The following is a 25328-nucleotide window of genomic DNA, read 5'->3' on the forward strand; positions in this document are numbered from 1 at the left end:
TGCCCGAGGGAGCCGGGCTAGACCGCGGTAAGGAAGCTGCGGACCGCGTTCGCGAAGCCGGCGGGGTCGTTGGCGTGGACGAAGTGGTCCGTCTCCAGCTCGACGAGGCGGGTGCCGGGTCGTCGGGCGGTCATCTGTTCAGCCTGCTCCGCCGACAGCACACCGCCCTTGGTGCCGCGCACCAGCAGCGCCGGGCATGCGGAACCGGTCCAGTCGGCCCAGTGGTCGCCGTGCACCTTGTCCTCGGAGTCGTAGATGTCCTGGGGGCGGAAGTGCAGGCCCCAGGTGCCGTCCGGCCGCTCGTGGACGGCGGACTCGAGGTAGGGGGCGAAGGGGCCGAGCTGCGCCACGAACGCTTCTCGGCTGATGGCGGTGGTGTCCGGCAGGTTCAGGACGAAGGCCAGTGGATTGGTGCCGTCCAGGCCGAGTTCGGCGCAACCCTCGGCGTTGATCAGCGCGGTCACGCGCTCGGGGTGGCGGGCGGCGAACTGGTAGGCGTTGATCGCGCCGAGCGAGTGGCCGAGAAGGACCGCCCGCTCCAGGCCCAGGTGGTTCATGAGGGCTTCCACGTCGGCGACGTATCCCTCGCGGCTGTAGTCAGCTGCCCGGTCGGAGGCGCCGTGGCCGCGCTGGTCGGGGGCTATGAGCCGCCAGTCCGGGGCGAGGCGGCCGGCGAGATCGGCGTACGACATGCCCTCGGACATGTGTCCGTGCAGCGCGATCAGCGGGAGGCCCGCGCCGCCGAAGTCCACGAAGGAGAGGGTGCGGCCGTTGATGGTGAGCGCGGAGCGCTTGGGGGTGTCGGTGTTCATGGGTTTACCGTAGATGAGATCTATACGCTTGTGCAAGACATACGTATAAGACGTGCGTATGAATCTCGATGTCCCGGTGCTCGCCGAGCGGTCGGTGAAAGGGTTTGAGCGAGGCTGTGCCCCGCTGCTACGGTCCTGATGGACCGTGAAGTCGTCGTATGGAGGTGAGCCCCCGTGAACACAGTTACCCGTGGGTGCTCCCTCGATCCGTCACGGTCCGACGGCTGACGTTCGGTGTCGCCAGGAGCGCCTGAGATCGAGGCACTCCCGGAAGGGGACTCCGATGAACACAAAACCTTTCACATCTGGCCTGAGCGACAACGCGGTGATGATCACGCGCGTCGCCGACAGGCAATGGCATGCGCTGGACGATGACTTGGTGGTCGGTCGCGGGCATGCGGAGCACCGGCCCGACGGACGGTTGTTCGTGAGCATCGACGCCTGGCACGACGCCGTCTTCGACCGGCTCGCCGAGGCGATGTCGGCGGAACTGCCGGCGCCGCTGTACACGCTGGTCGACGAAGCCGACGTCGAGTTGACGGCCGGCTGGCGGCGAGCCGGGTTCACGATCCGGCGCCGCGAGTGGGAGTACGTCGTGCCGACCGACCCGCGGGTCACCGGGCTCGACGAAGCCCTGCCACCTTCAGGGGTGACGATCGTTCCCGCCGGTCAGGCGGACGAGGGCCTGCTGCGGGCGGTGGACCGCGCGATCCGTGACGAAGTAGGGGCGACCGTCGGGTGGCAGTCGATGCCTGCGGAGGTGATTCGCCTCCCTGAAGGCGACACCATCGTCGATCCGTCGAAGTACGCGGTGGCCGCGGCAGCGGACCGCTACCTGGGTCTGATCCGGGTGGTGACGGTGAACCGGCCGCGCGTCGGGCTGGTCGCGGTCCGCGCCGGCGAGCAGCGCCGCGGCATCGCGCGGGCGCTGCTCGGCCACGCGCTGGGGACGCTGCACCGCTCCGGGTTCGCCGCGGCCTGGGCCGAAGTCCAAGAGTCCAACCAAGCGGCCTCGGCGCTGTTCGAGGGCCTCGGCGCCCAGCCGGCGAGCAGCAACCTGGAGCTGGTGCGATGACGAAGTCCAAGAACGTCATCGAAGTCGAGGGCAAGGTCGTCGAGTGCCTGCGCAGCGCCATGTTCACCGTGGAGCTCGAGAACGGCCACCAAGTCCTCGCGCACATCAGCGGGAAGATCCGCAAGAACTACATCAAGATCATGCTGGAAGACCGGGTGCTGGTTGAGCTCCCGCCCTACGACCTGACGCGCGGCCGGATCGTGTTCCGGTACCGGAACTAGCGCCGGTCGGCGCCATCCCCGGTAGGTGATCCCGGGGCCCCGGTCACGGCGCTTCCGTGACCGGGGCCCCGACGATGGCTACCGCGCCGGGCTCAGCCCCAGGTCTTGCCGGCCGGTTCCTTGATGGTGCGGTTGATCCGGTTGAAGAAGTTGGTCAGTGCGATCTCCAGGTTGATCGCGCCGATCTGCTCCTCGGTGAAATGGGCGTTGACCTCTTCCCAGATCTCGTCGGTGACGCCCTGCGCGCCATCCTGCAACCGGGTGGCGGCCTCGGCCAGCGCCAGTGCCGCGCGCTCCGCATCGGTGTAGAACGGCGCCTCGCGCCATGCCGCCACGTTGTGCAGCCGCTCGTCGGTGTCACCGGCCTTCTTTCCCCCCGCGGCACTGGCGTAGACGCACGCCGAGCAGCCGTTGATCTGGCTGGCTCGCAGGTGGACCAGCGCGAGCAGCTTCGGGTCGACGCCCCCGGCGGCGATCGCCTTGTGGAGGTGCTGGAGCCCGGTCCATACGTCGGGGTTGTTCGGGTTCTTGTTCTTGAGCCGGTTTTCCATGGGGGAGTGCTCTCCTTCATCGGGTTACGTTGCGGCGCCTGTGCGCGTCATCCCTATGACGGAGCAGCTTCCAGAGAGGTAACAACATGCCCGGTTCGCATCCCGCGGTCCCGATCGCCGATGCCTTCGAGTCCCACCGCGACCGGCTCCGCGCCGTCGCCTACCGCATGCTCGGGTCTCATGCCGACGCGGAAGACGTGGTCCAGGAGGCGTGGTTGCGTCTCTCCCGCCAGGACACCGACACCATCGACAACCTCGGCGGCTGGCTGACGACCGTGGTCGGGCGCATCAGCCTCGATGTACTGCGCTCGGGCCGGACGCGCCCAGAAGTCTCCTTCGAGGATCGGCTACCCGAATTCACCGTGACGCTCGACGACGCCCCTGCTCCGGAAGACCTTGTGGCACTGGGGGACTCCCTCGGCCTCGCGCTCCTCACGGTCCTCGACTCGCTGCGCCCTGACGAACGACTGGCGTTCGTGCTGCACGACGTGTTCGCCGTGCCCTTTGGCGAGATCGGCCCCATCATCGGCAAGTCCGCAGACGCGACCAAAATGCTCGCCAGCCGTGCCCGCAGGAAGCTGCAAGCCGCCCAGCAGCCGGCAAGCGCCGGACGGCACCAACGCGAGGTGGTCCAGGCCTTCCTGGCCGCGGCACGCGACGGCCGGTTCGAGCAGCTGCTGCAGGTTCTCCATCCCGAGGTGAAGTTCACCGTCCACGCTCCGAACGGCAGGTTCGTCACGCTCGGTGCCACTGAAGTCGCCACCCGCGCGCGCTTGGCCGGCAGCTCGGCACGAGGGCATGCGGCGATCGTCAACGGCCGCCCCGGCGTGGTCTCCTGGAGGGAAGACGGCACTCCGCTGTCCCTCCTCACCTTCACCGTCGCCGACGGCCTCATCACCGAGATCACCGCCGTGGTCGACCCGGCCCGACTCGCGCTCATGGACCTGCCGGCCCCGGTGTGACTCCCCGTCGGCGACACGGTCGATCGAGGGCGTCGGCACCTGCGCGGCTCTACGGTTCCAGGATGGTGCCCGGCCTCAACAGCCGGGCACCATGCACTGCTTGTGCCGTCAGGGGCCACCCATCGGGACCAGGCGCCCGAAGACGACATCACCCGATGCGACGACCAGCCACGGAAGTTGCAACATCGTGTCGGGACCGGCCTTCTTGGCCTCTGCCACAGCCGTCAGCTGCTGCTGAGCGTCGCTGTCGCTCAGGGGAACGCTGTCGGCGCGCAGGAATCCGCCTGGCCCGCGCAGTCCCACCAGGAGTATCTGCACCGTCATGCCCGCTTTCTGCTTCCGTCAGCCGTCTTCGAGGCGCAGACCGGCTCGAAAGGTGAGCTTGATCTGCGACACGTACTCGGGGGGAACCTTCTCCTCGATGGCGGGGAAGCGCGCCAAAGCCCGCCGCCCGTCGGTGCGCAGCTCCAGGGACAGCGCAGCACTGCATTCCCCGAGCACGAACGGAGTGCTGCCCGGCCGTTGATCGAGACGTCCGCCGGCTGACAGCACCGCACTGTGCACGATCTCGATCACCTGATCGAGCGGAAGGAACTCTGAAGCCACAACAGGCCCCCGATCAGACCGTTTCGAAGGTCGGGACGATGGTGCAGTCGACTTCCAGGCCCCAGTGGCTCTTGTAGTCGACCGTCAGCTTCTCCTTGATGGACAGAACCCAGATGTTGAGCCCGACATCCGTCTGGCTGTTGATGTTGAAGTCGGCGCTGATGTTCACCTTGAACTTGAACTCACGCACCGTCATCGGATCCGTGCCTGCCGACAGCACCGCTTGTGCGACCCGAGCCGACGCCGCCATCGCCGTAATGTATCCGGACAGTTCCACCGCATTGGCCACTGCCATGAGAGCTTCTCCTTGTGTCCTTGGTCCTGGGCTGGCTGCCGGCCCACCGGCCCGCCTCGCGGCCACGGCGCAGAGGGAAACGCAGAGCGTCTCCTGCTGCCGTAACCCGTGAAGCGGCCCGCTTCGGCAGTCGCCACGCGCATCAGTGCGGCTGCTGTCGGCCGGCGTCCGTTGACTCTCCCGTGCGCAGCAAGTGAGCGTCATGAGGTCCAGGTCCCGGCGGATGCAGGCTCAAGTCCCGGACGGACCGGGATACTTTGTGCCCTCAAGGACGCGGCGTTTCGCGCCGACCTCGGTAGCCGGAAGGTTGTCAGTCCCTTGGACGGCAAAAGGCAAGGGCAAGGAGAGAGCTCTCCTTACCCTTTGCAACTTATAGCGCGCTGGGGGGCTTGCCGCAAGGCCCGGGTCAGGGCGCACAATCGTCGGCCGATGCCACAACCTGCGGAAATGAGGGCACGAGGTGCTTGTGTTGTTGTCGACGTACGAGGGACGCGATGACGTCGAACCAGTGGTGGGACCGGCAGCGCGCATGCGTGCGTTCGGGACGGACGCGCGGGAGAGCGCGCCGGCCGGCTCCTCGATGGGAAGGCAACCGGCGATGAGGATGTGTCTGACAAGGGGTTCGACAGGACGGGAGGCGTCGGTGATCCGAACGGCCGGTGCAGGGCAACTGAGCGCGGCTGCCACGGAGGTGTCGCGATGAGTGAGCCGTACGTGGTGGGTCTTCAAGATGTTGACCAGACGCAGCTCGCGGTCGTCGGCGGCAAGGGCGCGCACCTGGGTGGGCTGTCGCGGATCGACGGCGTCCGTGTGCCGGCCGGTTTTTGCGTGACGACGGCTGCCTTCCAACGGGTCATGGCGCAGGTGCCGTCGATCGACGATCGGCTCGATCAGCTGTCGCGCGTGAACCCGGACGACCAGGAGGCGATCCGCACGCTCAGCGCGCGGATTCGCCGGATCATCGAAGAGGCCGCCATCCCGGGCGATCTCGTGGCGGCGATCACCGGCGCGCTCGCCCGGCACGGTGAGCAAGCCGCCTACGCCGTGCGGTCCAGCGCGACGGCAGAGGACCTGCCCACGGCCTCCTTCGCGGGCCAGCAGGACACGTACCTGAACGTCGTGGGGCAGGCATCGATCCTGCAGCACATCAGCCGGTGCTGGGCCTCGCTGTTCACCGAGCGGGCCGTGACGTACCGCCGGAGGAACGGCATCGACCACCGTACGGTCCACATGGCCGTGGTCGTGCAGCAGATGGTCTTCCCGCATGCGTCGGGCATCCTGTTCACGGCCGACCCCGTGACGGGCAACCGGAAGGTCGCCACCGTGGACGCCGGCTTCGGCCTCGGCGAGGCCCTGGTCTCCGGCCTGGTCAATCCGGACGTCCTCAAGGTGCGAGACGGCGAAGTCGTCGCCAAGACGATCGCCGCGAAACAGCGTGCCATTCACGCCCTGCCCGCGGGCGGCACGCAGCAAGTGGCGATCGACTCGCAGCGGCAGGAGGAGCCGGCGCTGACGGATGCGCAGGCCCTGCGGCTCGTACAGCTCGGGCGGCGGATCGAAGAGCACTTCGGCTGCCCACAGGACATCGAATGGTGCCTGGTCGACGATGGCTTCCAGATCGTTCAGAGCCGGCCGATCACGACGCTGTACCCCATCCCCGTGGCCGACGATCAGGAGAATCACGTCTACGTCTCCGTGGGCCATCAGCAGATGATGACCGACGCCATGAAGCCGCTGGGGTTCTCGATGTGGCAGCTGACGGCCATGGTGGCGATGCACGAGGCCGGCGGGAGGCTGTTCGTCGACGTCACCAGCCGCCTGGCCTCGCCCGCGAGCCGCGCCGGCCTCCTGGACCTCATAGGGAAGGGCGATCCGCTGGTCAGGGACGCTCTGGAGACCGTCCTCGACGGCGGCGATTTCGTCCCGTCGCTCCCCGACGCGGCTCCCGGCGGGCCGCCGGGTCGCCGGGCGTCCGCCCCGACCGAGCCCGATCCGGCGAGCGTCCCCGAGCTGATCGAGCGCAGCCGGACGTCCATCGCCGCCCTGGAGCGCGACATCCGGACGAAGACCGGACCTGCCCTGTTCGACTCTCTGCTGGAGGCCTTCGAGGAGCACAAGCGGGTGCTCAGCGATCCGCTGAGCATTCAGGCGATCATGACGGGGATGGAGGCCACGTGGTGGCTCAACGACAAGTTGCAGGAGTGGCTGGGCGAGAAGAACGCGGCTGACACGCTCACCCTGTCCGCCCCCGACAACGTCACCTCGGAGATGGGACTGGCGCTCCTCGACGTCGCGGATGTGATCCGGGCCCATCCGGAGGTGGTGGAGTTCCTCCAGGGCGTCGATGACGAGGGCTTCCTGGACGAGCTGGCGAAGTTCGCGGGCGGGACCGAAGCGCGCGATGCCATCGAGGCCTACCTCGACCAGTACGGCATGCGCTGCGTCGGCGAGATCGACATCACGAGGCCCCGTTGGAGCGAGCGTCCCACCACGCTCGTGCCCGTGATCCTCGACAACGTCAGGAACTTCGAGCCGGGCGCCGCCGAGCGGCGCTTCGAGCAGGGGCGGCAGAAGGCGCAGCAGAAGGAGCAGGACGTGCTGTCACGCCTGCGGGCCCTGCCGGACGGGGACCGGAAGGCCGACGAGACCAAGCGGATGATCGACCAGGTCCGAACCTTCATCGGGTACCGGGAGTACCCGAAGTACGGCATCATCAGCCGCTACTTCGTCTACAAGCAGGCCCTGCTGGGGGAGGCCGAACGCCTCGTGCAGGCAGGGGTGCTTCCTGAGAAGGAGGACATCTTCTACCTCACGTTCCAGGAACTCCACGACGTCGTGCGCTCCAACGAGTTGGACGGCGGGCTCATCCAGCGGCGCAAGGACGCGTTCCGGACGTACCAGGCGCTCACACCGCCCCGGGTCCTCACTTCGGACGGCGAAGCGCTCACCGGGGCGTACCGGCGCGACGACGTGCCGGCCGGCGCCCTGGTCGGCCTGCCGGTATCCGCCGGGACCATCGAGGGAAGGGCCCGCGTCATCCTCGACATGGCTGACGCCGATCTCGAAGCGGGCGACATCCTGGTCACGACCTTCACGGACCCCAGCTGGTCGCCACTGTTCGTCGCAGTCGCGGGGCTGGTGACCGAGGTGGGCGGCCTGATGACCCATGGAGCGGTGATCGCCCGGGAGTACGGCTTGCCTGCCGTCGTAGGAGTGGAGCAGGCCACCCGGCTGATCCGGGACGGCCAGCGGATCCGCGTGCACGGAACCGACGGGTACATCGAGATCCTGCCTTGACTGACCACACGGAGAAGCGCTGTCCGTAGCTTCTGACCACAACACCAAACAGTTGATCGCCCCCACGACCGCCGCCCGCGATGCGGATACGCGGACGTGACCCGCCGCAACTGTTGTTCACCCGGGAAGTGCCTCTTCCGCTGCCACGTACAGGACGCTCAGCACGTCCTGTCGTTCCAGCGCAGAGGCACTTCCTGCGTTCTCGATCACCTTCATGACGGCCGGGCGGGAACCGCCGGGCCGAGAACGGCCCGGCGGACTCGGCTCACAGCAGCTTCCAGCGCTGGTTGGCGCCCAGGTTCCAGTCCCACTGGACGACCGGGACACCGTCGTCGACCGACGAGCCCCGGACATCAAGTACCTTGCCGGAGTGCTTGGCGACGATACGTACGTGGTCGTCCGAAACGGGAACGATCTTGAACCTCTGGTTGTCGCCGCCGCCCCACGGCCACAGGATGAGTTCGGCCCCGTTGGCCTGTGAACCGCCTGTCACGTCGAGCACCTTGCCGCAGTGCGCGGCCACCAGCCGCACGTAGCCGCCCTCCAGCTCTTCCACCAGGAACAACTGGTTGTCCCCCACACCCGGCGAGAACTGGATGATCGGCGTCCCGTCGTTCACGCTGCCGCCACGCACGTCCATGACCTTGCCGGAGTGCAGCGCCATGATCCATTGGCCCCGGTACGTCCACTGCTGGTGGGCCTGTCCGGTGTACGTCGACTGGACCAGCCTGCTGCCTTGCCTGCCATACGGGGCGGCGACGTCGAGCACCATGCCGGAGTGCTTGGCCTTGAGCGCGTACACACCCCCGCCGACGTCCTCCAGGGTGAAGCGCTGGTGATCCCGGTTGCCCCAGACCCACTGCACGACGTCCGCGCCCTCCAGCGTGGACCCGCCCGAGACGGTGAGTACCTTTCCGGAGTGGTCCGCCGTCACGCGGAGTTCACCGTGGCCGACGGCCTGCAGATGGAATCGTTGGTTGCTGCCGGCGGCATACGGCCACTGCAGGGCCGTCGTCCCGTCGCCCCGGCCGGCATTGGCGATGTCGGCCACCTGGAGGCTGTTGTGGTTGAGCAGCGGACCCTGGACCGACCAGCCCAGATGGCTCGGGGTGTAGTCGCAGAGTTGGAAGGTGTTCGCCTTCATGACGCACGGGGTGCCGCGCCCCACCGCGCGTGTCTCGCAGTTCCCGTTCGGTACCTTGAACCGCCCGAACAGCTGGCCGCAGGCGCACGGAGCACTCTCGTACTCGTCGGGGCAGCCGAAGATGTGCCCGGTCTCATGGGCGAAGACGCGGTCGATGTTGTCCGGTCCCCAGGTGCTCCCCGAGGTGTCCATCACCAGATAGGGGCCGCCCAGCATGGCGTACCCGGGATGCCTGAGCGGGTACTTGGTGAAGAAGGCGCAGTAGGCCCATTCCGTGGCATGCGTGGTGCGCAGGCCGTTCACGTACTCCAGGACCGTCTGTGTCTGGAGGTATTTCAGGGCGGGGTCCAGCCAGTACTTCTCCCGATCGTCCAGATCGAGGTCGGCCTTGGGCAGGTCGAGGTCGACGGTCTCGGGGCTCATCGCGAAGAACAGGCTGACAGTGGCCGGTGCGACGGAGACGTACCAGCCGATCCCTTCCTGGATCTCCGCGAGGATCTTGGTCTTCTCGGCCGCGGAGATGGCCAGTTCGCCAGGTCCGCTGACGAAGACGATTCCCAGCGCGACGCTGCCTTCGAGTCGAGCGCTGGTGGGCCCCGACACCGCAGCCGCCGTAAGTCCGGCCTCCGTTGGGGCGATCCGCCCGACACAGTCGCCCAGGTCCCAGGACTCACCGTCCCGGGAACGTTGTTGTTTCGCGGTCCGGAAGGCCGCCGACTCCCGTATCCGCAGTGCCTCGACTGCCAGATGTTCGGCCTCCGACAGCCCTGTCAGGTCGGCCTCGGTGAGGTCGGCGGCGCTGGCGCGCACCACGCCTTTGCCACCCGGGTCGCTCTGGCCGGGCGCCGCCTCCAGGATGCCGACGCGGCCGAACTGCTGGACGATGCGACCCGTTTCGGGCGCCGCAGCGCCAGGCTCGGCCGGATCCGGTGCCACGACGATTCCCCCGTGCACGGGTAAGTGCCTGTCAGCCGCCACGATCTCCCCCTTGCGATTTCCACTCCACATCGGTTGGTGCCCGGTCCTTGCTCATGGCGGGAGGCCACGCCCCATGGCGCGTGCGGGTACGACCGACTGCGCGTTCCATCGCGTCTTGTGGCGAATCGCGTACGGCCGACTGCGCGTCCTGTGCAGACGGCGCGTTCAGGCCGCCGTACGCCTGCTTCCCTGCCCCTGCCCCAGCCCCGGGTCGCCCCGTAGGGCGAGGCGGTGCGACACAGCATGCGCGCGGGTGGAGGGGATGACAATAGACCCGGCATATCCGTACATGATCTGCTCCGAGGCATGCCCCGCGGGCAGTTGACGACGGGCCTCGAACCGTCCACGGTGGCCATGGAACCGGGTCGGCGGAGGGCAGGCCCAAGGGCGAGGGAAGGCTCCGGTGTCGGTCACAGCGGTCGGCCCGACCGGCCCGCTTTCGCGACCTCCCGGACAGTGAAACCCACCGCTCCGCTCGGCTAACATGATCGCACTCATGAACGGTCGCCCAACAATCCAATAAATCGGTCGAAAGAATTGATACCTATAGCATCGCGGGTGTTTGCGCGAATAAACCGCACAACGGTGGTCGCCGTGTGGCGTCAGCCACGGGTGATCCTGTGGACCGCGGTGGGTGTGGCGGCCCTCGGATTCCTCATCGCACTGGAGATCGCCGCGCGTCGCTACGGCGTGCCGGGGCCGATCACCAACCAAACGCGAGAGGTGATCTTCGCCCCGAAGTCGGGGCCACTGCTGTACGCAGGCATGGCATTGATGATGGTGGTGTTCACCTGGCGGCAACGGTGCATCGCGGCTGGTGCCGCGATCGGCATCGACCTCGTCTTCTTCCTGGTGCGGTGGGCGCTCGACGCCAGGATGAACTTCGGCAATGGCGCGTTGTGGGTGATTCTGGGTTGCGCGGTCATTGCCGTCACGCGCCGCACCGGCCCAGAACGCGTCCTGTTGCTGAAGGGCGTCGGACTGGGCCTGTTGCTGGTGACCGGCCGCAAGATCGGTGATATCTGGCTGCTCATCACCTCGAAGACCCGCCCGATGGTGCTCGACCAGTACGTGGCAACCGCCGATCACGCGCTGGGCAACCCGTCGTGGCTGGCAGGCCGGATCATCGCGGCCACCGGCCCGATCGGCGCCCATGTTCTCGACTACGTCTACATCCAGATCGGGGTGGCCGCGGTCATCGTCGCGCTGTACCAGCTGCGCAACGTGGCCGTCGAGCGTCGCTTTCCGGGCCATCATCTGGTGCGCACATTTCTGGTGATCGGCCTCCTCGGGCCGGCTATCTACATGATCTTCCCGGTGGTCGGGCCGATCTTCGTCTACGGCGCCGGCGCCTTCGATACCGGCGGCGGACACTGGGCACTGGCCGACCTGTGGCCGCACACACCCCCGCCGATCCACACCCCGCACCCGATGCCGTTCGACGAGATCACCCCCCGCAACTGCATGCCCAGCCTGCACACGGCGTGGGCTACCGCGATCTTCATCCACTCCCGCAGGGCCCCACGGATTCTGCGTTACGGGGGCACCTTCTGGCTGATCGCCACGCTCGGCGCAACACTGGGATTCGGCTACCACTACGGCGCGGACATCATCGCCGGCGTGGTGTTCGCCTTCACGATCGAGGCAGCGCTGCGTGCGCTCGACCGGGGCTGGGACCGGCCGCAAATCCAGGTGGTCGCCTACGGGACAACGGTCTTCGCCGCGCTCCTGCTGGCATACCGCTATCTGCCGATGCGCATGGCCCAACACCCCTGGGTGTTCGGACCACTTCTCATTCTGGCGATGGCATCAGTGGTCAGCGGCTACCTGCGGACCGCCGAACCGCGCCGACCGAAGAGCGCACCCGCGCAGCAACCGGAACCGCAACCCGAACTGGTTTGACGCCTGTTGCCTCAGGCCGCGGATCCAGCACTTCCTGGCGGGCCCGGGACGCGCACCGTGTGCGGCGAAGGACAACCGAGCCGTTGAGCATTATCCAGGTGTGGGCCGCCCCGAGGAGATGCCAGAGTCACCGTCGTGACCTTGATGAACGTGCTCGTCGACTTCGCCCGGACCGGCCGCATAGGCCCCCTTCACTGCGGTATGCCTCTCACCGAGGCCGAGGACCTCCTGGGCCCAGGGCGCCCGCACCCCGCCATCCGCATGATCCCGGACATTGACGGCTACCCCTATGCCTGGAACGGCCTGGAGCTGGTCATCACCCAACGCCTCGTGAGCGGAATCTGGATCAGTCTGCGGCCGGGCGCGACGGCCAAGTTGCCGCCCCTGGTCTTGCCGGACTCCGAGTCCTACCCGTCCGCGGTGCTTCGAGAAGACCTGATCTCCGGCCTTGATGGCGCCGGTTGCCGCCACGACGTCAACGACCGTCTCACGTTCGGAGAGCAATCCAGCATCCTCACCCAACCCGCGAACGTCTGCGCGGTGTTCGGCACGCCTGGTCGCGACGCCCACGTACCCGATCATGACCGCTTCTACCTCAGCGTGCTCCATAAGCACACGGCTTGACATGGGGAAGGTCTACTGCCGAACGCACCGCGCCGGCTGGCCGTACTTCATGCCGCTGGAGTAGAGGGTGCCGTCGTGGTTGCGCCCCATGAACTTGATGCCGTGGGTGCGCCGTTCCACAGCAGTCAGCCGCAGGATTTGGGTACCGGACTCGGTCGAGAGCTCAAGTAGGTCGCCTGGTTGGAGGTCTTCGGCGAGGACGTCGATCGTCATGGAGGCGATGGTACGACTGCATGTACTGCCACCTCTGTTCGAACCGGTAATGTCGCCGCCGCGCAGGTCGAGCTGATGCACACGGGGAGAGCGGGGCACGGATGCAGGTCCTGGAGCTGGGGGATCCACGGCGGATGGGGGACTTCACCCTGATCGGCAGGCTGGGCGTCGGCGGTATGGGCCAGGTCTTCCTGGGACGTTCCGCGGGCGGGCGGGCTGCCGCGGTGAAGGTGGTCAAGGCCGAATTGGCCGAAGTCCCCGAGTTCCGGGCCCGGTTCCGTCAGGAGGTCGCCGCGCTGCACCGGGTGGGCGGTGAGTGGACGGCGCCGGTGCTGGGCGCCGACACCGAGGCCGTAGCCCCCTGGGTGGCCACCGAGTACGTGCCTGGACCTTCACTGCAGCAGGTCGTCGAGTCGGGCTACGGGCCACTGCCCGAGGCCACAGTGCATGCCTTGGCCGGGCGGCTCGCCCGTGCGCTGCGCGCCATCCACGGCGCGGGCCTGGTGCACCGTGACCTCAAACCGTCGAACATCCTGCTGACCGTCGACGGGCCGCGCATCATCGACTTCGGTATCGCCCGGGCGCTGGACACCGTCGCGGGCAGTCTGCGTACGTCCACCGGGGTCGTGCTCGGCTCGCCCGGTTTCATGTCGCCGGAGCAGGTGCGCGGACAACGGGTGACGCCGGCCGCGGACATGTTCAGCCTCGGCTCCGTGCTGGTGTACGCGGCGACGGGGCGGCTGCCTTTCGGCTCCCCCGAACTGGGGCTGCACGCGCTGATGTTCCGTATCGCCGAGGAGGAGCCGGACCTCACCGGGGTACCACAGACGCTCACCGGTCTGGTTGCCGCCTGTCTCGCCAAGGACCCGCAGCGGCGGCCCACGGCCGAGCAGCTCGCTGTCCACACCGGCACCGACACGGACGGCCCTTGGCTGCCTGCGGAGTTGCTGGCCGAACTCGGCCGGCTCGCCGCCCGGATGCTCACGGCGGAGACGCCGCCTCAGGGCTCGCCGACGCCGACGCGGTCCACGCGGCGGCGGTGGCCGGCCCTCGCCACAGCGGTGGCGCTCGCCGCGGTGGCCACGGGTACGGTGCTGGCGCTGCATGACGACGGTGAGAAGGACCCCGCGACGGGCGGCGCACCCGCGGCGGTCTCGAACTCGGCGTCGCCGAGCGCCGAGCCGGGCGTCCCGGACGAGTTCGTCGGCGCCTGGGAAGGCGTGGTCGAGGGCGATTCCGACTTGCCGAAGCGGGTGCTGCGGCTGGAGATCTCACCGGGCACGACGGGCGACAAGGCCGCCGCGTACATCGACACCGACGGAGATGCGCAGTGCACAGGGCGCAGCAAGCTGCTCTCCGCGGACGCCGACACACTGGTCGTCGGCAAGGGCCAGGTGACCGCGAGGGTGCCGCAGGGAAGCTGCACGCCGCTCTCCGAGCAGACCCTCAAGGTGCGGTCGCGGGACGTACTGGTGTGGAAGTCCGGGGGCCTGACGGCCGATTTCTACCGGTCGGCCGGGGGCCGGGACGCGGTGCCGGACCAGTACGTCGGCACCTGGGTGCCGGCCAACGAGACCTATCGGGAGAAGGAGTTGATCCGGATCGCTCAGGGTCCGATCGGTGGCCGCCTGGTGCGGATGTCGGTCACGGCGGGCATGGATGACGGCACGGAGCAGTACTGCGACAGCACCTTCGTCATCGGTGCGGTGTCCCCGGTGCTGGCGCTCAGTCCGGCGATGTACACGGCTCAGTCGGGCAAGGGCTGCCGTCAGCCCGACTCGGTCTTTCTCACGGTCGGCCGCGACGGCCATCTGCTGCTGTACAGCATGGCGGCGGACGCAGAACCGGCGGAGTACGTACGGAAGTCCTGACCGCCGCCCATACGGCGCTCAGTGTGACCGATCAAGGTGCGTGATCCGGCCCGGGGATGTCGTTTCGTGGGGCGCCTTGCGGCTCTTGAAGAGTGGCGAGGACGCCTTCCGGAGTGCGCAGTCCGTGATTCCACAGCTCCTGGGTTTGAATCACCCAGAAGGCCGTGAACAGTGTGATCAGAATTGCCTCGAGCCAGATCGCTTTGTAGTCGCCGGCCCAGGGCACCACCGCGAACGGTGTGGCGACCATCAAGGCCGCGATCACCGCGTAGCGGTTGAGTGGTTTTGCGGCCTTGGAGCCGTCGGCCGTACTGTTTGCCGCCCGCTCTGCCTCAACTTGCTTCCGTGTGAAATAGAAGTTGATTGCATTGTTGATCACCGCAAGGATGATGAACGCGAACATCGTGATCGCGGCACCCCAGTGCGCTTTGGCGTTGAACAATGGGCGGTTGAGCAGGAAGAGGGCCAGTGCTGCGATGTAGAGAGCCCCCACCGCGACATAGCCAACCATGGCGATCCGGTGCGCCAACGCCTCATCCTTGGGCGCCTTCAATCCCGGAGGGCTGGTCGCCGGTTGGTCCAACCACTTCAGCAGGGCCAGGACCGCGAGCGCGACACCGGCCATGATGAGCAGCGCGGTGACGTTGTTGCTGATGTTGACACCCCGGTTGGCGGTGTCGGTGAGGACCGACCCGCACTCACCGACATTCGGCGTCGGAACGAAGGCGACCACCGGCGCGAGGATTCCCGCGAAGTTCAGGAAGACGTCCTCGAGTTCGGTGCTGCCCTTCAGCACGATGAGAGTGATGCCGATCGCGACCAGGGCACCGACGAAGACCAACTGCACAGGTGTGTAGTAGTACGCGCTGATCGAAGGCTGCCAGCAGTGCCCACTGCCGCCGCCCTTCAGGTGAGACTTCGAGTACTCGGTGAGGATCGCTGCGGCGAGGCCGATCACCAGCACGATCATTGACAGCCGCAGATACCGCGTGGTTTTGACGACGACCGCGTCATCGCTCTCGGCAGCACCAACGTTGCGTTCCGCCCACTCTCTGAGTTGATTACCGATCCCCATGTGCTCTCCTTCACCTGGAGAGTTGACGCCGCAGCCTGCACTGCGCGGCCCACAACCACCACTCTCCCGAGTGCCACTCAAAGGCCCTCTCCTGGGTTATGTTTCCAGAGATCTGGGCGATTATGCGCTGGCGCGCCCAACTGGATATGCGGTCCATTTCGAATACAGGGCCAGGGCGGTCGGCGGACGACGGTGAATCTCAACAGGAGGAAACCCGGGGCGACTCGGGAATGAAACCGCAGCGGCCGCATGTTGACCACCGCTGACCGACTCTCCTACCCCTACTTGGGAAGAAGGCGGGCCCATGACGTCCTCGCCCACCTCCATGCGTGCCGTACGGCTCTCCGCCCCCGGCCCCGTGGACAACCTGCGACTGACCACGCTCCCGCTCCCGCCCGAAAGGGACGGCTGGGTGCGCATCCGCGTCGAGGCGTTCGGCCTCAACCGCTCGGAGCTGAAGCTTCGGCTGGGTGTGAGCGTGGGCGTCAGTTTTCCCCGGGTGCCGGGTATCGAGGCCGCCGGCACTGTCGACGCGGCCCCGGCCGGCAGCGGGCTGGCTCCCGGGCAGAAGGTCGTCGCGATGATGGGGGACATGGGGCGCACGTACGACGGCGGCTATGCCGAATACACGTCGGTGCCGCTGTCCCAGGTCATCCCCGTCGACACCGATCTGCCCTGGGAGGTGCTCGGTGCTCTGCCTGAGATGGTGCAGACCGCCCACGGCTCGCTCACCGTCGGCCTGGACCTGAAGCCCGGTCAGTCCGTGCTGATCCGCGGCGGCACCTCCTCGGTGGGCCTGGCAGCCGCCGCGCTGGCCACGTGGCGCGGCGCCACGGTGCTGTCCACCACCCGGCAGGCCGGCCGCCTCGCCTCACTGAAGGAGCACGGTGTCGACCATCCTCTGCTCGACACCGGTGAGGTCGCGCCCGCCGTGCGCGAGCTGTACCCGGACGGCGTCGACGCCGCCCTTGATCTTGTCGGCACGCCGACCCTGCCCGACACTCTGCGCGCGGTGCGGGTGCACGGCACGGCCTGCTTCGGCGGCAGCCTCTCCAACCAGTGGACGGTGCGGGACTTCTCCCCGAACGAGTACCTGCCGAAGGGCGTGCGCCTGGCGGGCTACTTCGGCGACGCCGCCGACCTGCCTCGGGAAGCGTTCCAGGAGATCCTCGACGCGGTCGCGGCCGGCCGGCTGGCCTTCCCCGTGGACCGCGTCTACGACGGCCTGGAGCAGGTGCCGCAGGCCCACGACGACATGGAGCACGACCGCGCCACCGGCAAACTCGTCGTCCGCGTCCGGCATTAGTGCCGCTACTCCTCGCTGAGACCGCCGTGCCCGCGGACCGCATCCGCGACTCCGGGACGGCCACCATCGAGGCGGGCCATCCCGGTGCTCACCCGATCGTCACCACCCGCGCCCACGCGGGCGGTGAGTCAGGTGCGTAGTCGGGGTCGTCCTCGTCCTGCGGCCGGTACCTGTTCGGCCGGGGGAAGAGGCCCACCACCGTCCGGCACGGCGGGGGAGATGCGGGCCATCGGGTCTGCCCGTCGGTGAGGACCACGATGACGTCCGGTGGGGCGCCGGTGCGCAGGGCCTTGGCGAAGCCCGTGCGCAGATCCGTACCCCCACCGCCCATCAGCGGGATGCCCTCGCCGCGGCACAGGGGGTGCACGATCCGTGCCGCCGCGTCGCACGGCAGTACGGTGATCAGGTCGCGGCGGCCGCCCACGGCACGGGAGATGGCGGCAACCTCCAGGAGCGCGCTGCCCAGTTCGGCGTCGCTGACCGATCCGGAGGTGTCGATGACCACGCAGACGCGAGGCGGTCTGCGCCGCAGGCTGGGCAGTACGACGCCGGGCAGCCCGGCCGAGCGGCGCGACGGACGGCCGTAGGTGTAGTCCTCGCCGGTACCTGAGCCGGTCGCCGAGCGGACGGCGGCGCCGAGCAACTCCCGCCAGGGCTGCGGCGGGTGGAACGCCTCCTCCGCCCACCGCTTCCATTGCTGCGGGGTGTTGCCCGGACGGGCGGTGATGCCCTGCGCCACCCGGAACCGCACCGCGTCCCGTTCCTGTGCGCTGAGCCCGTACGCGCCGTCCGGCCCCACCTCCCACTCCCGGTCCAGTCCGTCGGCGCCGCTGCCGCAGTCCAGCCACGCCAGGTCCTGTGTGTGCACTCCGAGCCGGAACTGGCGGAGGTAGTCCTCCATGAGCTCGCCCGCGGACAGCCCCAACGACCCCGGCTCGACAGCGCCTTCGGGCCGGACCAGCCCCTCGCCGAACGCGTCGTCGTTGATCTCGCAGTCCGCGGCGATGTTCATCCGCAGCCGGTCCCCAGGCCCTGTGAGCCCGCGTTCGCGCGCGACCCGGTCGCTGCGGCCGTGGTGGTCGCGCAGCAGGTGCGACACCTCGTGCACCCACACCCCGGCCAGTTCCTCCACCGGCATGCGGTCCACGAACGAGGGCGAGACATAGCACCGCCAGTGCCGGTCGACGGCCATCGTCGGTACCTGCCGCGATGCGACGGTGTGGAGGGCGAACAGGGCCGTCGCCAGGTAGGGCCGGGCCCGAGCGGCGTGCAGCCTGGCGGCGAACAGCTTGTCGAGGTCAAGTGCCTCCAGTGCGTCCTCGGTCATCGGCCTGCCTTGGCGGTCAGTGCCGCGGACCGGTCCGCGACGCGGTCGGCCCGCCGGGACAGGGACACCACTCCGGCGAGTCGCTCGATGGTCGCCGGAACATCCCAGTCCTCGCGGCGGAGCGTGGCGAGGGTGGTCGCGGGGACGACCACGAGGTCCGGGGCGCCGGTCTCGACCGCCCGGACCAGGAGTGTCCACGCCGCGTCCCAGCGGGACTTCTCAGGGCGCTTGCGGACGGCGTCCACCACACCGTCGAGCACGGCCTGGCGGAGGTCCCCGCGCTCGGGGAGTTCGGCACCGGCCGGGTCGGCGAGGAGCGTCTCGGGGTCCGGGAGGTCCATCCGGTCGAGACTGGCCAGCAACTCCAGCCCCGGGCCGTCCCCCACCGTGCCCCTGACCAGGAGGGACAGCACTTCCCGGGAGGATCCGGCCGCGGTCGCGAAGGCGATGAGGGACAGCGTCATCTGCCAGCTGCGCGGGGACGGCCACGGGCCGCCCCGACGCGTTTCGCTGTTCGGCAGCCGGTGTACGAGGCCGGGGCGGGCGGAGAGCAGCCCGCACACTGCGCGGCGGGCGAAGTCCACGGCCTCCGGCAACTTCTCCGGGTCGAGCCGCGGCAGCGTGGCCCGGGGCCAGGTCCCGCCGAGGCCGCGTACGACGACCTCGTGGTCGTGGGTCCACTGGAGATGGACGAACCGGTTGGCCAGCGGCGGGCTCAGCTCCCAGCCGTCGGCCGCCGAGGAACGGGGGTTGGCGGCGGCCACGATCCGTACGCCGGGCGGCAGTTGGAGTGCGCCGATGCGCCTTTCGAGCACGAGCCGGAGCAGGGCGGCCTGCACGGCCGGTGGCGCGGTGGAGAGTTCGTCGAGGAACAGCAGGCCCCGCCCGGCGCGCACCAGTCGCACGGCCCAGTCCGGCGGAGCCATGGGGACACCCTGTTCGGCGGGGTCGTCTCCGACGATGGGCAGGCCGGAGAAGTCGGACGGCTCGTGCACGCTGGCGATCACCGTGGTCAGCGGAAGGTCCAGGGACGCGGCGAGCTGGGTCAGGGCCGCGGTCTTGCCGATCCCCGGCTCACCCCACAGCAGCACGGGCAGGTCGGCGGCCACGGTGAGGGTCAGGGCTTCCAGCTGGATGTCGGGACGCGGTTCGGTGGTGGCGTCGCGCAGCAGGGACAGCAACTCGCCGGCGACGTCGAGTTGGGAGGCCTGAGGGGGGAAGGAAGGGGTGCTGGTTTGAGGGAGCGGGGCGTGCTTGAGCAAGTCTGATCACCTTTGGATTCGTGACGAATGAACGAGCAAATGAGCGAGCGAATGCATGGATGAATGCATGGATGAATGCGTGAACGAACGGGCGAGCGCGTGGGAGGGGCGCATGGGAGAGGGGCGTGCGAGACGGTGGAGCGTTCCGGGTCAGCGACCGGTGGTGTGACGAGGGTGTGAGCGGTGGTTGTGGGGGCGGGACGGACCGTCGAGGTTGCGGCCGGATCGGGGCCCGGGGCCGACCAGCCCCGCCCTGAACAGTCCGTAGGTGATGCGTCGCTCCGCGGCCCACTGCAGTTCGTCCTGCAGCGCGCCGCTGCGCAGCACCGCTTCAGGACCGAGCAGGCCCTCGACGACGGCCAGTGCGCCGGCGGTGTCGCCGTGGTCCAGGCGTTCGCGGACACCGGCGAGACAGTCCGGCCGGCGGTGCGCCGCATCGATGGCCTGGAGGCAGGGCAGCGGAGTACCCGTCAGCGCGGCGAGCAGTTCCTCCCGCCTGATCTCGGCCGGTTCGTGGTCCAGGGGCGCCAGGACGCCGTCGACCAGGCCGATGCGGTGCCGGGCTCCCCGGCATTCCACGAGATGTGGCTGCCGTGCCGGTTCCGGGTGCCGGGCCGACACGGTCGGCGTATGACCCGGTACGAGAGCCGAGGCGACCAACGGGTGCAGCCGATCGGCGTCGATCAGGCCGGAGCGGATCAGTTCGAGGTCGGGTGTCACCCAGGTCGCCGCGTCGGGCAGGACCGGTAGCGCCGCGGTGGCGCCACCGGTGGGCGCCGTCGAGATGCGCAGCGCGGGTGGCCCCACACCGTCGCCGTCCGGGACCAGGTCCAGGGCCAGCCGACGCCGGCCACCGAGCCGCACGGTGACCGTGCCGCTGGACCGGCCCTCGGCGCCCAGCACGATCCCCGCTTCGGCCGCCCATCGGTCGACGGCACAGGGGTGCTCCTGAGGCCCTGGCCACAGTGGATCCGGGTCCGGCACAGCGGGGCCGTCGGCGGGCAGCCGGTCGGCCCCCGACCGTGTCCGCAGCTCACCGGCCTTGCGCGCGTCCCACAGATGGCGGTGCAGGTCGAGCCGGAACCGCCGGTTGGGGTGGGGATGCGGATGGCGGTGTGCACCGGCCTCGGAGCGGGATCCGTCCCACAGCGCGAGGCTGATGCGCTGGCCGGCATCGGCCCAGGCCGGGGGAGTGCGGGCCACGAGGTGCACCGGACCCGCGCCACGCCGTCCCCCGGTGCCGTAGCGCGCCAGGGCGAGGGTCAGGCCAGGGCGCAGCAGCCCGTCGGGAGCGATCCTCGGCATGTGCCAGCGCAGGAGGTCGGGCGCCAGATGGCGGAGATCGGCCCGGAGCTGGGACGCGAGGCCTTGGCCACGAGCGCGCGCCACGGAACGCAGGTCCAGATCGACGTCGATGCCTGCGGCGGCACACGCTCCCGCCCAGTCGCCGGCACAACGGCGGGCGGTCGCGGTCTCGATCATCGAGGGCGGCACGGCGAACTCGCGCACGCGCAGCCACAGGGAAATACGGGAGTCCCGATTCGCGGTGTCAGTGAGCATCAGCACTCACCTTGAGCGGACGGGGCCCCCAATCTGCTGACAGAAGGAGTCTTCATCGCCGTGATCGTAACGCTCCTCTTCTCGATCTGCCAGGAATTTTCCCGCGGAGTGCCACGGGCTGTCCTGCGGACGCTTCGGATCCTGTTCCACAAGGGGTGCTGTCAGCACCGGAGTTGCTAATCTGAACAGCGTGCCCGGAGGCCCCGGGCGGGGGCTTGCGGGGGGATCATGAAGCCTCGGCTGGTGTTCGTCCACGGCATCGGCGGCCTGCGGGATCCGGCCGTCGAACTCGACGTCTGGCAACGGGCGTTGGCGGATGGGGCCCGTCGCGCCGGCCACTCCCGCCGGGTCCTCGACCTCGTGCAGGGCTGGGCCGCGGACGCGCGATTCGCCTACTACGGGGATCTGTTCGGTCCACCGCAGGCGCAGGGAGACGCGCCGGAAGCGACGGATGAGGACGACACCGTCGCCGCGCTGCTGCTGGAGTCCATCGACGAGCGGCTGGCCGACCCGACGCCGCACGACGACGCCGCAACCCTGCACCACGCCCGGGCTCAACTCTCCCCCGAAGGCGGCTCCCAAGGCGCCGGCTCCGGTGCACGGCAGGTGCTGACCGCCGCCAACACGCTGCTGGCGCTGCCCGGGCTGCGGACCTTCGGACGCTGGGCCAGCGCGGGCCTGATGGTCGGCCAGCTGCGCCAGGTGGCCCGCTATCTGCGCCGCGGCGAGCCCGACGAGGAGGGACTGTCCCTGGACGTACGCATCCGCGGCCGCGTCGAGGAGGCCCTCGACCCCGCGGGCCCCACGCTTGTCGTCGCGCACTCACTCGGCACCGTCGTCGCGCTGGAGACGCTGCAGTCGTACGAGGGGCGGATCCCCCTGCTGGTGACCCTCGGCTCACCGATCGGCCTGCGCACGGCGGTGCGCGCCCGGATGAGGCCCCAGCCCGTGGCGGTTCCCCGGCCGGTCGCCAGATGGCTCAACTTCTGGGACCGCGACGACCTCATCGTCGGGGCGCCCCTGCTGGAGAAGGCCGTCCGGCCCAACGGCGAGGCAGTCCTGCCCGTCAGTGACCGCGTCGACTCGAACGGAGCGTGGGTGCACCCCGCCGTCAAATACCTGGCACAACCAGCCGTGGCGGGCCGCCTCGTCGAGGCGATCGAGAATGCCACGCAGCCATGACAACCCCGGCCCGGGTCCGCCACGTGCTCGTCATCGCCCCGCAGTGCCCGGAGTTGGGGCCGCTCGATGAACTGGAAGAGGTGTCCGGAGCGCTGCACAAACTGCTCACCGACCAGTGGCGAGGCGGGTGCGCGGAAGGCTTCGAGGCCACACCTTCGCTGTTGTACGGCGCAGCGGTCGACCAGGCGCGGATCGAAGCCGCGATCCGGGGCGCGGCCGAACGGGCCGGGCAGGACGGGGCAGTACTGGTCCTCGTGCTGATCGGGCACGGCATCACCCCCGGCCGCAACTCCACCCTCTACCTGATGGCGGGCAATTCCCGCCCCGACGAGATCGCCACCGCCGTGAACGTGGGCGAGCTGCTGACCCAGGTCCTGGAGACACCGGGCCTGCCCGGAGTATTTGCCGTCGTCGACACCTGTCACGCCGGCGGAGCGGTGCCCGACCTCCGCGCGCTGGACGGCGGGGTGCGTCAGGGCGCGGCCCGGCTCTCCCTGCTGATGTCGGTCGGCGCGGCCCAGACCGCCTACCGTCTCGCGTTCTCCAGGGGCCTCGTCCAGGTGCTCACGGGGGGTGTCGGCGACGGGGGTGAGTTCCTGCGCGCCGACGCGGTCCTGGACGCCGTACGGCTCAAGGCTCCGGGGCAGGACGCGCGGCGGGTGGAGTACGACGGGGCCCGGCAGGGGGAGCGGCCGTGGCTCTCGCGGAACGCGAGCCACCGTCTGCGCGGCGGATCGGTGCTCGGGCCCGTCGCGACCGAGGAACTGGAACTGGCCGTGGCTCCGCTCGGATGCTCCGAGCTTCTGATGGAGCCGATGACCGGACCCGACTCGCTGGAGACGTTGCGCCGCCTGCTGCGGGAGCGCTCGTCGGACAACGCCATCGCTCTGGCATGGGCGTTGCGCGTCATCAAGGGGGTGATGGACGGCCTGTGCACCATCGACCTGCTCGCTTCCTGGCCCGGGCGTGAGCCGCTGGGGTCCGAGCGGCTGCAGCGTGCCCTGTGGTGGGCCGCCGGACGATCGGCGACCCGACTGCCGGACACCTCCGGCAGCACGCTGCGACGGGACGCCGTGGAGTTTCTGCGGCTCAGGGCACCGCGCGGCGACGGGACGCGCACGACCTCGCTGGCGGCGTTCGTCGCCGCGCTGGCCGTCGAGGACGGGTTCGACGAGAACCGGCCGGAGCTCAGGGCCTGGGCGCGCACCGTGGGCGCCGAGGTCGAACTCGTCGACGAGTTCGCGAAACTGGCGAACAAGGATGTCAGAACCCGGGTGCGCCTCGTCATCATCCTGCGCGTCGCAGCCGGTGACCTGTGGCCCTCCGTCCTCGAAGCATGGCTGCTGGACCGGGGAAAGGCCTACGCCGACCGCGATTTCGAGTGCAGGCCCGACCCCGCAGCTGTCGAGCAGCGGCTCACGGACGTACTGAAATGGGCGACCCCCAAGGCGAAGGAGATCGGCGCCCGGCTGCGGCGGGTGGAGATCGCCGCCCCCGCCGCCCTGCTGCTGCGCTGGCGCCCCGAGGAGGCCGACGTCAGGGAACCCCTGGGCGCCGAGCATGATGTCGTACTGCGCTGGAGCGAGCGGCTGTGCCCGCCGGACCATCTGTGGCGGATCAACGTACGGGCCAGGGAAAAACTGGAGGCGATGGACGCCTGCAACCCCGGCGGCGCGCCCGTGGACTGGCTCGGCGAGCAGGACACCGGAGAGCTCGAAAAGCTGCGGAAACGGCTCGGGAACGGGGTGTACCCGCGGGCGCTTGCTCTGAACCATCGGCCGCCGCAGTTCGAGCGGGTGATGGAAGCACTTCTGGAGTACGCCCCGATTGTGCTCTGGCCGGGCGTCGACGACTGCGTTCCGGGCAGATTCCAGGACAGCCTCGACAAGTACTGGCATCTCCTGCCCGCGGAGTTCTGTGAGGCGTATCGCTGCAGTTGGGGGCAGAACGCACAGGAGGGGCTCGAAGGCCGGGAGCATCTGGCCCAGTGGCGCACGGTGTGGCACGACACCGAGTGGCTCGACTTCTGCGACTGGTTCGGGCAGTTCACTACCAAGAGGGAGAACTCCGCATGACCTGGCAGCCCTTCTACGTCGGGGACGGCACGCCACGCGACGTCGACCTCGGCGAGCCACCCCCGTGGCGGACCTTCCCTCGGCAGGCCGTGCACCGACAGTTCCAGCCGCCGTCCGGTCTGGTCGGCGCGGTCAACGCGGCACTGGCGCTGCGCAGGCCGCTCCTGATCACCGGCCCGGCAGGATCCGGAAAGTCCACGGTGATCGAGCAGGTCGCCGCGGAGCTCAAGCTCGGTGAGGTGTTGCGCTGGCACATCACCTCGCGCAGCACGCTGACGGACGCGCTGTACCGCTACGACGCGCTCGGCCGCATCCATGCGCAGCGGCTGGACGGCCCCGGCGGCAGCGACGACATCACCCCCTTCCTGCAGTTGGGGCCGCTCGGGACCGCACTGCTTCCTGGCCCTCGCCCCCGTGCGCTGCTCATCGACGAGATCGACAAGGGCGACCTGGACCTGCCGAGCGATCTGCTCGACGTACTGGAACGGGGCGAGTTCGAGATTCCCGAACTCGCCCGCTACCGGGAGACCGAGGTCCTGGTACGCGAATGGGGGAGTGCCGAGCGCAGCTGGGTGGAGCGCGGACGCGTGCAGTGCGGCGCCTTCCCGTTCATCGTGATGACCAGCAATGGCGAACGCGACTTTCCTCCCGCCTTTCTGCGGCGCTGTATCCGTTACGTCATGCCGTTGCCGACCGCCGAGACACTGCTCCGGATCGTCGACGCCCACCTGGGGGCCGAGGGGGACGCGGGGAGCTCCTCGCAGGTCTACGCGCTCGTCGCGGAATTCGTCGCACGGGTCGCGGAGGGCCAGACCCTCGCCATCGACCAGCTGCTGAACGCGGTGCACCTGCTGACCGGCGGCAGCGCCCCGGGCGGAGAGGAGACCCAGGAGGTCATGAATCTGGTCCTGCGCGAGTTGTCCCGTGCCTGAAGGGCCTTCCCGGACGTCGGGTCCGCTGGCCCGGGCGGTGGGGGCCTTGGCCGCCACC

22 protein-coding genes are annotated in these 25328 nt (G+C 69.1%); 11 read left to right on the top strand and 11 right to left on the bottom strand.

Translation table 11 applies throughout. The features are described 5' to 3' along the window. Positions 1-17: 17 nt before the first annotated feature. A complete protein-coding gene (locus tag ACN6LB_RS25150) occupies positions 18-812 on the bottom strand; it encodes an alpha/beta fold hydrolase (RefSeq protein ID WP_445027885.1) in 795 nt (264 codons plus the stop codon). 283 nt (positions 813-1095) lie between these two features. On the opposite strand from ACN6LB_RS25150, the gene ACN6LB_RS25155 reads away from it, so the two are divergent. Then, positions 1096-1887 carry a GNAT family N-acetyltransferase gene (locus ACN6LB_RS25155; RefSeq protein WP_445027886.1) on the top strand — a complete coding sequence of 264 codons (792 nt, stop codon included), beginning with the start codon at positions 1096-1098 and terminating at the stop codon, positions 1885-1887. Further along, positions 1884-2108: a translation initiation factor IF-1 gene (gene infA / locus ACN6LB_RS25160; protein ID WP_356140480.1), complete on the top strand. Its 225-nt coding sequence runs from the start codon at positions 1884-1886 to the stop codon at positions 2106-2108. Before ACN6LB_RS25155 ends, infA begins: the two co-directional genes overlap by 4 nt. A gap of 92 nt (positions 2109-2200) precedes the next feature. Here infA and ACN6LB_RS25165 read toward each other — a convergent pair whose 3' ends face one another. Continuing rightward, complete coding sequence (locus ACN6LB_RS25165) at positions 2201-2659, bottom strand: carboxymuconolactone decarboxylase family protein (RefSeq protein WP_445027887.1); 459 nt, start codon at positions 2657-2659, stop codon at positions 2201-2203. Between the two features lie 86 nt (positions 2660-2745). Between ACN6LB_RS25165 and ACN6LB_RS25170 the strand changes: the two genes are divergently transcribed. Further along, positions 2746-3621: a sigma-70 family RNA polymerase sigma factor gene (locus ACN6LB_RS25170; RefSeq protein ID WP_445027888.1), complete on the top strand. Its 876-nt coding sequence runs from the start codon at positions 2746-2748 to the stop codon at positions 3619-3621. A 108-nt stretch (positions 3622-3729) separates the two neighbouring features. On the opposite strand, the gene ACN6LB_RS25175 is transcribed toward ACN6LB_RS25170, so the two are convergent. Genes ACN6LB_RS25175 through ACN6LB_RS25185 form a run of 3 tightly spaced genes read right to left on the bottom strand, consistent with a single transcriptional unit; the run spans position 3730 to position 4522 of the window. Further along, a complete protein-coding gene (locus ACN6LB_RS25175) occupies positions 3730-3945 on the bottom strand; it encodes a hypothetical protein (protein ID WP_356140302.1) in 216 nt (71 codons plus the stop codon). A gap of 18 nt (positions 3946-3963) precedes the next feature. Next, positions 3964-4197, bottom strand: a complete 234-nt coding sequence (locus tag ACN6LB_RS25180; protein WP_445027889.1) for a hypothetical protein — start codon at positions 4195-4197, stop codon at positions 3964-3966. Positions 4198-4240: 43 nt separating this feature from the next. Continuing rightward, positions 4241-4522: a hypothetical protein gene (locus ACN6LB_RS25185; RefSeq protein WP_356140300.1), complete on the bottom strand. Its 282-nt coding sequence runs from the start codon at positions 4520-4522 to the stop codon at positions 4241-4243. A 699-nt stretch (positions 4523-5221) separates the two neighbouring features. On the opposite strand from ACN6LB_RS25185, the gene rph reads away from it, so the two are divergent. Continuing rightward, on the top strand, positions 5222-7819 hold the full coding sequence (gene rph, locus ACN6LB_RS25190; RefSeq protein WP_445027890.1) for a rifamycin-inactivating phosphotransferase: 2598 nt from the start codon (positions 5222-5224) through the stop codon (positions 7817-7819). A 265-nt stretch (positions 7820-8084) separates the two neighbouring features. Here rph and ACN6LB_RS25195 read toward each other — a convergent pair whose 3' ends face one another. Continuing rightward, positions 8085-9899, bottom strand: coding sequence for an RICIN domain-containing protein (locus ACN6LB_RS25195; RefSeq protein WP_445027891.1), 1815 nt, complete (start codon positions 9897-9899; stop codon positions 8085-8087). A gap of 636 nt (positions 9900-10535) precedes the next feature. Here ACN6LB_RS25195 and ACN6LB_RS25200 point away from each other — a divergent pair. Both ACN6LB_RS25200 and ACN6LB_RS25205 read left to right on the top strand, forming a co-directional pair. Next, positions 10536-11843 carry a phosphatase PAP2 family protein gene (locus ACN6LB_RS25200; protein ID WP_445027909.1) on the top strand — a complete coding sequence of 436 codons (1308 nt, stop codon included), beginning with the start codon at positions 10536-10538 and terminating at the stop codon, positions 11841-11843. Positions 11844-11987: 144 nt separating this feature from the next. After that, on the top strand, positions 11988-12467 hold the full coding sequence (locus tag ACN6LB_RS25205; RefSeq protein WP_445027910.1) for a hypothetical protein: 480 nt from the start codon (positions 11988-11990) through the stop codon (positions 12465-12467). A gap of 12 nt (positions 12468-12479) precedes the next feature. Here the strand turns inward: ACN6LB_RS25205 and ACN6LB_RS25210 are convergent, their stop codons facing one another. After that, positions 12480-12680 carry a hypothetical protein gene (locus tag ACN6LB_RS25210; protein ID WP_445027892.1) on the bottom strand — a complete coding sequence of 67 codons (201 nt, stop codon included), beginning with the start codon at positions 12678-12680 and terminating at the stop codon, positions 12480-12482. A 101-nt stretch (positions 12681-12781) separates the two neighbouring features. On the opposite strand from ACN6LB_RS25210, the gene ACN6LB_RS25215 reads away from it, so the two are divergent. After that, positions 12782-14551, top strand: a complete 1770-nt coding sequence (locus ACN6LB_RS25215; protein WP_445027893.1) for a serine/threonine-protein kinase — start codon at positions 12782-12784, stop codon at positions 14549-14551. 31 nt (positions 14552-14582) lie between these two features. Here ACN6LB_RS25215 and ACN6LB_RS25220 read toward each other — a convergent pair whose 3' ends face one another. After that, complete coding sequence (locus ACN6LB_RS25220; protein ID WP_445027894.1) at positions 14583-15626, bottom strand: hypothetical protein; 1044 nt, start codon at positions 15624-15626, stop codon at positions 14583-14585. Between the two features lie 304 nt (positions 15627-15930). Here ACN6LB_RS25220 and ACN6LB_RS25225 point away from each other — a divergent pair, with 304 nt between their 5' ends. Next, positions 15931-16932, top strand: coding sequence for a zinc-binding dehydrogenase (locus tag ACN6LB_RS25225; RefSeq protein ID WP_445027895.1), 1002 nt, complete (start codon positions 15931-15933; stop codon positions 16930-16932). Positions 16933-17020: 88 nt separating this feature from the next. On the opposite strand, the gene ACN6LB_RS25230 is transcribed toward ACN6LB_RS25225, so the two are convergent. The 3 genes from ACN6LB_RS25230 to ACN6LB_RS25240 form a co-directional block, all read right to left on the bottom strand. Beyond that, positions 17021-18259: a vWA domain-containing protein gene (locus ACN6LB_RS25230; RefSeq protein ID WP_445027896.1), complete on the bottom strand. Its 1239-nt coding sequence runs from the start codon at positions 18257-18259 to the stop codon at positions 17021-17023. Further along, positions 18256-19521 carry an AAA family ATPase gene (locus tag ACN6LB_RS25235; protein WP_445027897.1) on the bottom strand — a complete coding sequence of 422 codons (1266 nt, stop codon included), beginning with the start codon at positions 19519-19521 and terminating at the stop codon, positions 18256-18258. Before ACN6LB_RS25235 ends, ACN6LB_RS25230 begins: the two co-directional genes overlap by 4 nt. A 150-nt stretch (positions 19522-19671) precedes the next feature. Then, positions 19672-21081: a hypothetical protein gene (locus tag ACN6LB_RS25240; RefSeq protein ID WP_445027898.1), complete on the bottom strand. Its 1410-nt coding sequence runs from the start codon at positions 21079-21081 to the stop codon at positions 19672-19674. A 228-nt stretch (positions 21082-21309) separates the two neighbouring features. Here ACN6LB_RS25240 and ACN6LB_RS25245 point away from each other — a divergent pair, with 228 nt between their 5' ends. The 3 genes from ACN6LB_RS25245 to ACN6LB_RS25255 are packed head-to-tail and all read left to right on the top strand — an operon-like array spanning position 21310 to position 25270. After that, positions 21310-22263 (top strand): alpha/beta hydrolase, encoded by a 954-nt coding sequence (locus ACN6LB_RS25245; protein WP_445027899.1) that lies wholly within the window; start codon positions 21310-21312, stop codon positions 22261-22263. Then, positions 22260-24338 carry a vWA-MoxR associated conflict system protein gene (locus tag ACN6LB_RS25250; RefSeq protein ID WP_445027900.1) on the top strand — a complete coding sequence of 693 codons (2079 nt, stop codon included), beginning with the start codon at positions 22260-22262 and terminating at the stop codon, positions 24336-24338. Before ACN6LB_RS25245 ends, ACN6LB_RS25250 begins: the two co-directional genes overlap by 4 nt. Beyond that, positions 24335-25270: an AAA family ATPase gene (locus ACN6LB_RS25255; protein WP_445027901.1), complete on the top strand. Its 936-nt coding sequence runs from the start codon at positions 24335-24337 to the stop codon at positions 25268-25270. The genes ACN6LB_RS25250 and ACN6LB_RS25255 overlap by 4 nt, the downstream gene beginning before the upstream one ends. The last annotated feature ends 58 nt before the right edge of the window (positions 25271-25328 follow it).

It is taken from the genome of Streptomyces sp. SAS_270 (assembly GCF_052543295.1).